Here is a 12,653-nt window from a genome sequence, read left to right as displayed (position 1 = left end):
AGCGTTTATTGGAAAAATTCCTTTTCTTTCAAAACGTTTAATGAAAGTTGATCAATGCCTGAAGGTGACTCCGCTCGCATCAATCGTACTGATCCCCGTCGCTCCACTTCCGTTTCATGGAGATTGCCGACAGGATTTATTGGCACGTTGTCTATATCGGCAGCGTGCCAACATTTTGAAATATCATTTGTATTTATTAAGGCTGAATTCAGTCTTTGCTTACTTTTGGCAGGTTTTTCATGTTTACCCGGTGTTTCATGTTTGGATTGAGCACGTTGCGACCTCTTCCTTTTCGTCTGGTGATTAATGCCAATCTCATTCAGCGTTGCCTGAAAGAGCCAATGGCTCTGGTGGGGATGGGAAGCTTATTATTGGCTTCTCCCCAAGTGTTAGCCGATACGGCAAAGGGGGCTTATCGCCCTGTTCCTGTTGCTGAAGAGGCAACGAAAACCGACGCGCCCGTAGTACCTGCTGCACCCGCAGCGCCTGCCAGCACGTCACCGCAAAAATTACAGTCGATCTCCGTGATCGGGCATCGCTTCGAGTCGGGTGGCAATCAGTTGGTGCCCGCTTATGCGGGCGGCACGGTGGCTGCAGGCGGGCGTATGGGCGTATTGGGTGAGCAACAATCCTTTGATGTGCCCTTCAATGTGATTGGCTATACCGCCAAAGGGATTCAGCAACAACAAATGCAGTCTGTGGGAAGTGTGGTGCAGCAAGATCCTTCTGTTGTAGTAGGAGAGGGTTACGGCAACTACGCACAAACCTACAATATTCGTGGCTTCAACCTGACCGGCGATGACATTTCACTGGGCGGCCTTTACGGCATTTTGCCAAGGCAGTCAGTGAATCCTATCGGTATTGAGCGTGTTGAAGTCTTTAAAGGGGCGAGTGCGTTCCTGAATGGAGTATCGCCGACGGGGACGGGTGCCGGAGGCACGATCAATCTGGAACCGAAACGCGCAGGCAATAAGCCCATGCTGGAAACCACCGTGGGGTATGACTCACAGTCTCATGCCTATACCTCCTTGGATGCTGGCCGCCGGTTTGGCAGTGACGATCAATGGGGCGTGAGAGTCAACGCGTTGCGCGGTCAGGGCAATGGGGCGACAAAAGGGCGAAACGAAGGGCGTAACAATGCCTTTGCGCTCGGGTTGGATTACCACGGTGACAAACTGCGTAGCTCGTTGGATATCGGTTACGAAAAAGATATTTATCATGGGGTACGAGGAGGCGTGTACACCAGCCTGTTAGGCGATAATGCAATGCCAAAGGCCCCCAGTGCACGCACCAACTATACGCCCAAGTGGAATTTCTCACGTTTGGAAACCACCTATGGCATGTGGCGTGGCGAGTATGATTTTGCCCCGCACTGGACTGCCTATGCGGCACTTGGTGCGAGCAAAACACATGAATATGGCGTGTATGGTTCCCCCTATGTGCTGGATTCACAGGGAACCACCAGCTTTACCAGCCGCATGAATAGCGTCTATGACCGCAAGAGCTTTGCCTCACAGGCGGGGGTTCGAGGTAATGTGCATACCGGTTTTATTTCCCATGATATCAATCTGGGGTACTCCGGTGAGCTGACGCGCAGTTATTCAGCCTACAAGATGGCATTTGGTAACTTGGGTACGAGTAGCCTGTACACACCCGGCCCGATCACCGCCTCCAATGTATATAATTACCCGGGTGGGAACATGGGCTCCCCGGCCATTACATCGCGCACGCGCGCGAATGGTGTTTCCCTGTCCGACATGGCATCCATGTTCGATAACAAGGTACGCTTGTTGGCGGGTGTTCGTTATCAACAATTGACAGTACGTAACTGGGATTCTGCCACTCGAGCGCCATCTTCCTTTAGTAAGAATGGTGCGACGCCCGTTTTCGGTATCACTTACCAACCGACGACATTTGCGTCTGTCTATGCGAACTATATCCAGTCGCTGGCCCCCGGGGAGAGCGTTCCTACCGGGATGGGATACACCAATCAGGGGCAGACGCTTGGCATTATCCGCAGCAAACAGGCCGAAGCAGGGCTGAAGCTTGATTTTGGCACTGTGGGAGGTTCCCTGAGTGTCTTCCGTATTCGTCAACCTTCTGCGGCAGCGCATGGTACCGTCTATGCACTGGATGGTCAGCAGGAGAACAAGGGCATCGAATTGATGACCTACGGTACACCGGTGGATGGCTGGAATATGTCGGGCGGGGTGACCTATATTGATTCCAAACTTTCCGGTCTGACAACGGCCAGTAATAACGGAAACCGTGCCATTGGGGTACCCAAGTACAAGGCGACATTGAATAACACGTGGGCGGTGCCTGGTGTTACAGGGCTCTCCCTAATGGGGAATGTGATCTATACCTCTGCGCAATATGCGGATCAGGCGAATCGGTACCGTCTCAAACCCTGGGCTACCTTTAATGTCGGAGCGCTTTATACCACCAAGTTGGGGACTGTGCCGGTGACTTGGCGCGCCGAAGTGGATAACGTGACCAACAAAGGTTACTGGTCAAGCGCCAGCTCTTATGGATACGTGAATATGGGGGATCCCAGAACCCTTAAACTGTCGATGACAACACGTTTCTAAACCATCTTCCTATTCAGCAGCATTATTTTACGGCAGTCGGCATGCTCCGCCTGCCGTTTTTTATGTTGCTACCCCTTAAGCGCATTCTGCATAGTCCTTGATTCTCCCTGCACTTTTTTGGGGCATTTTAGTGTGAAATCATACCCTCGATAGCTGTTCATCTAATCACATAGGCAGATGGTCTGCTTTGTTGGGTACATGGAAGTGTGATTTTTTCTGTATTGAAGACATCATGTAGAAAAAAATGTCTCCTCCCGACACATTTGCGCATGTTTTTTGCATTTACATATTCAGTTGTCTGATAAGGCGTGGTAAATACGTATCTATAGGCGACACTGAACGGCGTGATAATGCTTGTTCGCTATCTCCTATAGTCATGTATTTTACTGATTGAGTATGAATGCAGGACTGAACATGGTATTCCATGGAGGTATGGCATGCGTGAATCCAATAAAGAATCTACCGCTCATGTAAAGAAGCAGATCAAACGTATTGGTATCCTTTTGTTGGATGATTTCACCCTGATCTCAATGGCGTCGGCCATTGAACCCTTGCGTATGGCCAATCAGCTTTCGGGTAACGAACTCTACAACTGGAGCACGTTGAGTTATCAGGGAGCCCCGGTTTCTGCCAGTGACGGTGTTCGTGTTACGCCGGATAGTGCGATGGAACAGGCTGTGGACCTGGATATGGTGATTGTCTGTGGAGGGGTAGACATTCGCGCACGCGTCGAACCAGAACACATCTCCTGGTTGCAATCCCAGGCCAGAAAGGGCTGTATCATGGCGGCTGTCTGTACCGGTAGTTGGGTATTGGCCAGTGCCGGACTCTTGGATAATCATGAATGCAGTGTGCACTGGGAGTTTCTGGCTTCCATGCAGGAAGCCTTCCCCCGCGTAGCGATGACAACGCGCCTCTTCTCCTACGATGATAATCGTTGGACTTCCTCCGGTGGTACTGCACCCATGGACATGATGCTGAAAATGATTCAGCAACATCATGGCAATGCGTTGGCGGTTGCCATTTCCGATATGTTTATTTGTGACCGCGTGCGTAGTGAACAGGATCATCAGCGCGTACCCCTCAAGCATATGTTGGGCACTCAGCAGCCTAAATTGCAAGAGATCGTGGCACTGATGGAGGCCAACCTGGAGGAGCCCATTGAGCTCAATGATCTGGCGGGTTATGTCAATGTTTCCCGCCGGCAGCTGGAGCGACTTTTCCAGAAATACCTGCAATGCTCACCCTCCCGTTACTACCTCAAATTACGCTTGATTCGGTCACGGCAATTATTGAAACAAACCTCGATGTCGATTATCGAAATTGCGGCGGTATGCGGCTTCGTCTCTACGCCGCATTTCTCAAAATGCTTCCGCGAATATTTTGGTATTCCCCCGCGAGATGAACGAGCCGGTAGTTTTTCAGCTCGTGTGCTCAACATGCCTCTTTCTGTGGAGACAGTGGAAACCGTTCCCAGCTTACCTTCCGAGGCAACACGGGCATTACTTCGGGCACGTAATGAATCAACGTTTGCCAGCGTCTCATTGTAATGCACAGGGGGCTGTGCTCGGCGTGATTTAACGCTATAAGCATCGGCGGGAAGAGGGGGATTAGAGAAACAGTTAATTCAGAGAAACAGATAAAGAAACCCACTCGATACGGTGCAATTATCACGTATATCGGAGGAAGCCTGCTTTCCCTGAAGGCAGGCGTTCTGCCTTTTGACCTGTTCTTGGATAGCCCTGCCTGTTCACACTGCCTACTCACAATATTCCAGTCGCCCGCATAATGAGGCATAGAGGTGCCTGGCATCAGGCCGATTTATGCCATGCCTGAATCAATGTTAGGGGATAGAAAGCCATGACGGCGTGCAATGTACTTTAATACGGAAAGGCTATGATAGAGGTAGAAGGAGAATGAGGGGAGGAATGTACTAGCTACGTGAGTGATAGCTTTGATATACAGAGGAATGCCAGGCCAGTTCAGGCATTCCTCCTCAGAGAGTAATGCGGGCTTATCCCGAAACCTGCCTTAACGAGACCGGTGGTTTGTCTCCCAATGCTTTCTGTGTTTCTTCACAATACCAGTCTACAAAATCGATGACACCAAACTCATAGGTTTTCGAGTAGGGCCCGGGTTGATACGCCATGGAATTGATCCCCCGCTGATTCTCTTCTGCCAGACGCCTGTCCTGATCATTCGTGGCATCCCAGACATAACGAAGTTTTTCGACATCATAATCGACGCCTTCCACCGCATCCTTATGCACAATCCATTTGGTCACTACCTTGGTTTCCTGCGCGGAAATGGGCCAAACCGTAAAGTTGAGGATGTGATCTCCCATACAATGATTCCACGAGTGGGGAAGGTGGAGAATCCGAAGGCTGCCAAGATCCGGGTCTTTGACACGCCCCAATAGTTTCTTGCAGCCCAGGGAGCCATCAGCGGTCATCGAGAGCGCACCCTGAATCAGTGGCATGCGAACCAGTCGATTCCGGCGTCCAAAATTAACATGATGATAGGGGATTTTGTCTGCCTCCCAGCGTACAGCACACTCACCCACATACTGTTTGAAGTCATCACTGGCACGTGGATCGGTGACGTCATCCCATTCGAGTAGCGTATTGAGTAATTCGGGATGAGCGCCGTCGCAGTGGTAACACTCGCGGTTATTTTCAATCACCAGTTTCCAGTTGGCCTGCTCGATGATTTCACTGGTGACCGCGACCTTGGTGTTTTCCATGTCGTAGGGGGCCATATAAAAGGCTACGGTTTTGAAGAAAGGCTCTATATTTTCCGGATGTTCGGCCAGTGAAATAAAAATGAATCCGCCTGCTTCACGAATATGTACCGGTTTCAGACCATACTCGGCCATATTGAAGTCACTGCCCATCTCTGTGCCAGCGAATAATAACCGGCCATCCAGCTCATAGGTCCATTGATGATAGGGGCATACCAACTTTGCTACCTTGCCGTGATCCTTTACACAGAGGCGTGAGCCACGATGTCGGCAAACATTGTAGAACGCATGTATGGAACCGTTGTCACCGCGCACCACGATAATGGAATTCTTGCCAATGTCGACGGTGAGATAATTGCCCTTGGCGGGTACCTCGCTCGACATCCCGGCAATTAACCATTCACGATAAAACAGGTTCTCCATATCGAGTTGATAAACGCGCTCATCACAATAGAAGGGCTGTTCCAGCGAATATCCGGAGCGTCGCTCGGCCAAAAGGGCACTGACTGCACGACGTGCGGGTTCCAGAGGATCATCAAATAAAGTCAACGGCTGTGGCATAACAGGCTCCTGAGACGGAACTCGATGTGAAATTGGGCTTTAACAGGTTATGTGCGTCTACCGCTGTGAGTGACTGTGCCGAGGGCTGATTCGGTAGAAGGATATCTCACAACGACAATCGTTGATTCGAGTGTGTGCCTTGCTTTCCCCCCGGAGTTATATCCTTGCGACCCGATCCATCACAAATCCGACCTCCAGACGTTAAAACTGCCCCGTTGGTCGCTATAAGCACGGAAATGTCGCGAAGAGACAAGTCATTTCAATCGAAGGCAGTGCACAATGAAATGGCAGATGGGAATAATAAAAGGAAAAAAGGCTATATCTGCCTAATCAGGTGATAAAAAAGTCTCTCTTTTTTTATGCGGGATACAAAGTGGATCAATTATACGCTGCCAAAACGGTGCCCTTGATACCTATCACCGTTCGATATTCGGAGGCCTGAATGACAAATAGCAACGAGTCCACTCCTTATGTTCCCGAAGGGATGAACCCCATTAATACCCAAACATGGGTGAATGGGCGGCATTGGGTACGCTGCGTCAAAGTGATTCAGGAAACATGGGATGTTAAAACCTTCTGTTTCATGGCCGACCAACCGATCATGTTCTTTTTCAAACCGGGCCAGTTTGTGACGCTGGAGCTATTGATCGAAGAAGAGCTGGTGATGCGTTCCTATACCATTTCCAGCTCTGCGGCCGTGCCTTACAGCTTTTCCATTACCGTAAAGCGTGTTGCTGGTGGACTGGTCTCGAACTGGCTTCACGATCATCTTGCCAAAGGCGATCAGATTGCAGTGCATGGCCCGGTCGGGCTGTTCAACATCATTGATTACCCGGCTGATAAAGTGCTTTTTCTTTCCGGTGGGGTGGGCATTACACCGGTAATGTCGATGTCTCGTTGGCTGCTGGATACCAATACAGACGTAGATATTGATTTCGTCCATAGCGCGAAGACACCTCACGATGTCATTTATCAGCGCGAGCTGGAGGCGATGGCTGCGCGGCTGGACAATTTTTCACTCCATCTGATTAGTGAACATCATGGATTGGGCGATGCCTGGTCCGGTTATCGTGGATTGTTCAATGCTGCAATGTTGCAGTTGATGTCACCTGATTTCATTGAGCGAGAGATTTTCTGCTGTGGCCCTGCACCCTATATGGCGGCGGTGCGGGAGCTTTTGCATCAGCAAGGCTTCGACATGTCGCATTATCACGAGGAGTCTTTTGGTGAAACACCGGTAAACGTGCAGGAAGATGTCATAGAACAAACACTGGAGGCCGCAGAGACTTCGGAGTGCGATGACGCTGATACGTTTGTGATCGATTTCATCGGCAGTGGCAAGGAGACGTCCACTTCACGTGATGAAACAGTCCATACGGCGGCTGCACGGATGGGCATGCATATTCCCAAGGCGTGTGGTATGGGGATCTGTGGTACCTGCAAAGTGAAGAAAGTCGCAGGGAGCGTTGAAATGAATCACAACGGGGGGATTACTGAAGAGGAAGAAGCCGAGGGGTATATTCTTTCCTGCTGTTCACGACCGCTCAGTGATGTTTCGATTGATTTTTAAGAATAATGATTCGGAAATGGCGTGGTCTGCGTAAAGGTTGGATCTGCCTGGCTGTTGAATCTGATTTATCCAGCTCGGCTATGCGAAATAGTGCCATGGCAGTTTTCTCTGGCCATGGCCTTTTGAAAAGGTGGTATGGTGACTGACATTACTGCTCAATCGTCACCGGTAACGTGCTCTGCCTTCCTTTCTGGTGATAGCTCTTCAAATCCTCTTCCGTAATACAGGCGTAGGGGTGAAATGCGGGCATGATCATTGCCAGGTTATCCTGAATGTCCTTGAGTTTTCGTATATGGGTGCCGACGAGCTGGTCCACATTCGGCATGATCTGAGCCTCTACATGGGCTCCAATATCATCATCAAATGCCTGATAGCCCTTTTTCTGTCTGAATGCCTGAAATACATTGAAAAGCACTTTGAACACGAGCCCAACGGCCTTGAATGCGATCAATACGCCGTGCCCAGCAATTTTCATGGATTGGCGATAATACTGCTGAAGCAGGTTTCTTTGTTCGGGTGTCACTGAGACGGACGTTTCACCTATCCAGAAATCTCCTGCAGCAGAAATACGCGCTTTTGGAAGAGACGTGTCACGGGCGCCCAGCGTTACAAAACCATGGGGCTTGCGTGTAGAAAGAGCGCTGTTGCTTTTGGAATTCGTGTTGCTTTTGGAAATAGAGGGGGAGGGCATTCGTACTTTCTCCTGTTATCAAGCCACTCATTGGGTGACCAGTTTCATTGTCATCGAGAAAAACGTAGCTGCAGATTAAGTAAACCCCTTTTTCCAGAGAATGGCAATGGGTACAGAAGGGCGAATCCAATATGGAGTGCCGTGCTGACGGCCGAACTCTTCTAGCTGAAAGAACCTGACTATGTCATGGCTTCGAGTGTAGGAAGAAATAGCTGTGCATCGGCTTGTGTCAGAGATGCAGCGGAAGTTCCTTTGTGTTCTTTCAAATAGTTGAAAACAAGGGTGCTGCCGAGCGTATATCCTGTCCATCGGGGGATATTTCCGGCCCCCAAAAACCATTCGGCATGGTTGTAGTGGGGCGCATTCCATGCCTTGAGTGCCGGGGCAATAAAGGGTGCTATGGTCTCTGCGGTCAATTGTTCCCAGGGCGCCGGTTCACTATGGCACAGTTCTCGCGCGAACATGCAGGCAAGCCCTTCCGAAACCAGCTGTTCTCCCAAGTGAAAACCCAGCCCTGGATGATTAAACCGTGCAGCATGATTCAGCTCATGTGCAACAAGTTTGGCAATAGCGTGTTCGAGATGATGTTTATAGGCGGTATGCTGAAGATCAATGGCTAACGTGATAAAACCGGGATAACAGACGCCAAAGTCGCCTGATTCGGGAATTACATAGTCGGTCGCTCGGACAGCGATATCGATGGAATCAAGCGGAATAACATCGCTTGCTTTCTTGTAAGTGGATTCGATACTGGAAGCGAGTCTGTCCTTCAGTCCGTGCAGATGCCCATGTACATCCATGAAGTGCACGATTACGTCACCCATATTATCCTCTTCTTCTTGATAGTCGTTATTATAGGGGGCGATGCATTACACATTGAGAGCATAGCTCAGCTCATATGACGTAATTAGCAGAAAGAGTGTAACCTCGTGGTGGCGCTTAACCGAGTAAGGCGGATCGATAGGCATCCAATAAAGTTATCCAGGTCCAGTTGTGGTATTCCCATTCATTGTGAAAACTGTTCACCTGTAGTTCACCTATAGTTGAAACACTAGAGCAGGATGCACTTGGTATATAATTTTTAAGATATCAATCACTCCTGAATCAACTATTTTTGCCGAATAGCTGGTTACCTATTCATCAATCCCTCAAACCATGCCTTTAGCCCTGGCTCATCGGGAAATTTTTGGGCAAATGTTTGAGACAGGTTAAGTGCTTCATCCCATGTTTCCTGCTGACGTTTATGTTGAGATAACCCACCATACGCACGTGAAAGCTCTAAAAGTAAACATGCACGATCAACCACTTCATCGCCATTTTTATCGATAATTTCAATACCTTTTTGCGCCATATCCTTAGCCATTTCCCACCGGAATAAATGATTGGCGACCAGTGCACGCAAATAATAGGCACGTTCAGCATTCATCCAATTACCACCACCTACCACCCACAATGATTGAGCTTGAGCAGCAGCAGCCTCCATGACATTATCAATGGGTGAGGAAGGTTGAATAGGCTGTTCGACCCAATGAGATACAATATTGTTGAATGCAGATGCCATTGTGGTTGCCATCTGGGGTGGCCCGTTCCAGTCTCTTGTTTTTTCCAATACGTCCTTAAAAACAGCCAAAAAACTGTCACTTTTCGATTCTTTGGTGGAGCTGTACTGTAGAGTCATCAATTCAACCAGAAGCGCAACATCCTCCACTGTAGACTGGGTGATTTCTCTATATCGTGACTGGGATTCCATTGCTTGCAGTGGATGTCCTGAGTACAACGCTGATATGGCATGATTCAGATAAATACCCTTGGGTATGTCATTGCCGAAAACGATTTTACGATGACGCTCAAATGCAGCTTGCCAATCTCCCATCAACTCTCCAAGAACGTGATTGAGTAACCAGCTGTAGGACGAAAGATGATGAGGGTCAATACTTGCAGGGTCGAGCTCTTTTAGTAAAGTGGCCGTACCTGTCGTATCAGTATCGTGAGTTTCGATAAGTTGATTGATAATTTCCACGTAAATTTCCTTTAACGGATTGAAAAGCAGGTTATTCCATTAATCACACAGTTTTAGCTGCTACATAACCGCTGAGTGAGCTAACTTTCCTGATACGCAAACAATTAACAGATTTGGCTATTAAAGCATATGCGCTATCAGGTGCTGATAAAAAGAGCTGAATCCCTCTTCATATAAATACTTCATCCCCCCAATAGCTTCACACTGAGGTGAAAGAGGACTAAAATAGTCTCATATTCAGTGTGAAGGTGATTCGGTGCTTAAACTCTCTAAACTCAGCGATTATTCAGCGGTGGTCATGGCGCAGATAGCACGTCAGCCAGATCAACCCCTGTCTGCGCCCGAGTTGGCCGAGAAGGTGAATCTGCCACGCCCTACGGTGAGCAAAACCTTGAAGTTGCTGCACAAAGCCAATCTGGTGATTTCCCGCCGTGGAGTGCAGGGCGGTTATTTACTGTCCAGGGCGCCGGCCGATATTCGTGTTAGCGATATCATTGCGGCCATTGAAGGCCCTGTCGCGATGACAGCCTGCAGTCAGGAGCACAACGACTGCGATCTCGCTGAAGTGTGCGGGGTCGCGGATAACTGGCAGCGTGTTTCAGAAGCCATTCGTTTTTTGCTCGATAGTGTCACGCTGGAACAACTCGCTCAACGAGAGCCTCTGTACATACGCCCACCGCGAGCAGTCTCGCCTACAGCCACAAAGCCGTTGGCTGGGATATTGGCTACAGACGCCTAGGTGATCGCTGCATCGTGTGTTCACTACCCGTGTCCCGGCGCTGTATTTTCCGCAGGGCCCATGCGGTGTATCCAGGGTGGCTAAATGTGCTTGGCAAAGAGCGCTTACGGATGGCTTTTTTACAGGCGGGGTGAGGCGCTGGACGCTGATCACAGCATTTTGGAAATATCTGCAAGTTAAAAAATCTGTAATTTGAAAGGGTAGTCGACGAGACATAGGGCTGTCGGGTATCCGATGTTGATAGACCACTGGCTTGAAGAGTGAACCCGGTTCATTCGCAAGGAGAAAATAATGGCAACCGAAGAGATGGAGAAGCTTGTACAGCGCGAGTACAAGCAAGGGTTCTTCACTGATATTGAGAGTGATACTCTGGCTCCCGGTTTGGATGAACAGAAAATAGCGTTCATCTCACAAAAGAAGGGCGAGCCCGAGTGGATGCTTGAGTGGCGTCTTAATGCATTCCGTCAATGGCAGCAGATGACCTCGCCTACCTGGGCGCATGTGCACTATCCGGCCATCGACTTTCAGGCGATCTCTTATTACAGCGAGCCAAAAAGTAAAAAAGATGCGCCTAAAAGTCTCGATGAAGTCGATCCAAAGCTCTTGGAAACCTACGAAAAGCTCGGTATTCCTCTGCATGAACGTGCTGCCCTGGCAGGCGTGGCAGTGGATGCAGTCTTTGATTCCGTCTCCGTTACCACGACCTTCAAGGAAAAGCTGGCTGAGGCCGGTGTTATCTTCTGTTCCATCTCGGAAGCGATTCGCGAATATCCGGATCTGGTAAAACGTTATCTGGGTAGCGTCGTCCCTGTGGGTGATAACTTCTACGCGGCACTCAACTCCGCGGTATTTACCGATGGCTCGTTTGTATATGTGCCTGAAAACGTGAAATGCCCCATGGAGCTTTCCACCTATTTCCGCATCAACGCAGCGAATACTGGGCAGTTCGAACGTACGCTGATTGTTTGTGAAAGTGGTGCTCAGGTTTCCTATCTGGAAGGCTGTACTGCCCCCATGCGCGATGAAAACCAGCTGCATGCGGCGGTCGTCGAACTGGTGGCACTGGATGATGCCTACATCAAGTACTCCACGGTACAGAACTGGTATCCGGGCGATGAAGACGGTAAGGGCGGCATCTATAACTTCGTCACCAAACGTGGTGATTGCCGTGGTGCTCGTTCGCGCATCAGCTGGACGCAGGTCGAAACCGGTTCAGCCATTACCTGGAAATATCCTTCCTGTGTCCTTACGGGGGATGGTTCCCAGGGTGAGTTCTACTCGGTTGCAGTCACCACAGGTCGTCAGCAGACAGATACCGGGACCAAGATGATCCACGTGGGCAAGAACACGCGCTCCACCATCATCGCCAAAACCATTTCGGCAGGCCGTTCCGATCAGTCCTACCGTGGTTTGGTCAAGGTAGCACCACGAGCTTTGGGATCGCGTAACTACACACAGTGTGACTCCCTGCTGATTGGTGATCGCTGTGGTGCGCATACCTTCCCGTATCAGGAGATCGGTAACTCCCGGTCTACGGTAGAACACGAGGCGACGACCTCCAAAATTGCGGATGATCAGCTGTTCTATTGCCGCTCGCGCGGTATGAGTGAGGAAGATGCGGTCAGCATGATCGTTAACGGTTTCTGCAAGGACGTTTTCCAGGAACTCCCGATGGAGTTTGCTGTTGAAGCGGAAGCCCTGCTGAACGTAACGCTGGAAGGATCGGTTGGCTAAGTGCCGA

9 protein-coding genes are annotated in these 12,653 nt (G+C 49.8%); 5 read left to right on the top strand and 4 right to left on the bottom strand.

Annotated features, from left to right (window positions below):
* The first annotated feature begins 257 nt into the window (after positions 1–257).
* Complete coding sequence (locus tag LMG33818_RS03405) at positions 258–2,591, top strand: TonB-dependent receptor (protein ID WP_442321938.1); 2,334 nt, start codon at positions 258–260, stop codon at positions 2,589–2,591.
* Positions 2,592–3,028: 437 nt separating this feature from the next.
* Positions 3,029–4,141 carry a choline metabolism transcriptional regulator GbdR gene (gbdR, locus tag LMG33818_RS03400; RefSeq protein ID WP_442321937.1) on the top strand — a complete coding sequence of 371 codons (1,113 nt, stop codon included), beginning with the start codon at positions 3,029–3,031 and terminating at the stop codon, positions 4,139–4,141.
* Between the two features lie 464 nt (positions 4,142–4,605).
* On the opposite strand, the gene gbca is transcribed toward gbdR, so the two are convergent.
* Positions 4,606–5,892, bottom strand: coding sequence for a glycine betaine monooxygenase oxygenase subunit (gbca, locus tag LMG33818_RS03395; RefSeq protein WP_442321936.1), 1,287 nt, complete (start codon positions 5,890–5,892; stop codon positions 4,606–4,608).
* 484 nt (positions 5,893–6,376) lie between these two features.
* Between gbca and gbcB the strand changes: the two genes are divergently transcribed.
* Positions 6,377–7,462, top strand: a complete 1,086-nt coding sequence (gene gbcB / locus LMG33818_RS03390) for a glycine betaine monooxygenase reductase subunit (protein WP_442322177.1) — start codon at positions 6,377–6,379, stop codon at positions 7,460–7,462.
* A gap of 148 nt (positions 7,463–7,610) precedes the next feature.
* Here gbcB and LMG33818_RS03385 read toward each other — a convergent pair whose 3' ends face one another.
* The 3 genes from LMG33818_RS03385 to LMG33818_RS03375 form a co-directional block, all read right to left on the bottom strand.
* Entirely contained in the window at positions 7,611–8,153 is a 543-nt protein-coding gene (locus LMG33818_RS03385; RefSeq protein ID WP_442321935.1) for a YggN family protein, read from the bottom strand.
* A gap of 179 nt (positions 8,154–8,332) precedes the next feature.
* Positions 8,333–8,977 carry a DUF2268 domain-containing putative Zn-dependent protease gene (locus LMG33818_RS03380; protein ID WP_442321934.1) on the bottom strand — a complete coding sequence of 215 codons (645 nt, stop codon included), beginning with the start codon at positions 8,975–8,977 and terminating at the stop codon, positions 8,333–8,335.
* 305 nt (positions 8,978–9,282) lie between these two features.
* The gene (locus LMG33818_RS03375; protein WP_442321933.1) at positions 9,283–10,173 is read right to left on the bottom strand and encodes a hypothetical protein; all 891 of its coding nucleotides are present in this window, start codon (positions 10,171–10,173) and stop codon (positions 9,283–9,285) included.
* A gap of 256 nt (positions 10,174–10,429) precedes the next feature.
* Here LMG33818_RS03375 and LMG33818_RS03370 point away from each other — a divergent pair, with 256 nt between their 5' ends.
* A complete protein-coding gene (locus LMG33818_RS03370) occupies positions 10,430–10,912 on the top strand; it encodes an SUF system Fe-S cluster assembly regulator (protein WP_442321932.1) in 483 nt (160 codons plus the stop codon).
* Positions 10,913–11,203: 291 nt separating this feature from the next.
* Positions 11,204–12,646: a Fe-S cluster assembly protein SufB gene (gene sufB, locus LMG33818_RS03365; protein ID WP_442321931.1), complete on the top strand. Its 1,443-nt coding sequence runs from the start codon at positions 11,204–11,206 to the stop codon at positions 12,644–12,646.
* Positions 12,647–12,653 lie beyond the last annotated feature (7 nt).

The sequence above is a fragment of the Cernens ardua genome (genome assembly GCF_051251085.1).
Taxonomy (GTDB): domain Bacteria; phylum Pseudomonadota; class Gammaproteobacteria; order Pseudomonadales; family Halomonadaceae; genus Cernens; species Cernens ardua.
This window is presented reverse-complemented; position numbering and strand designations above follow the sequence as displayed.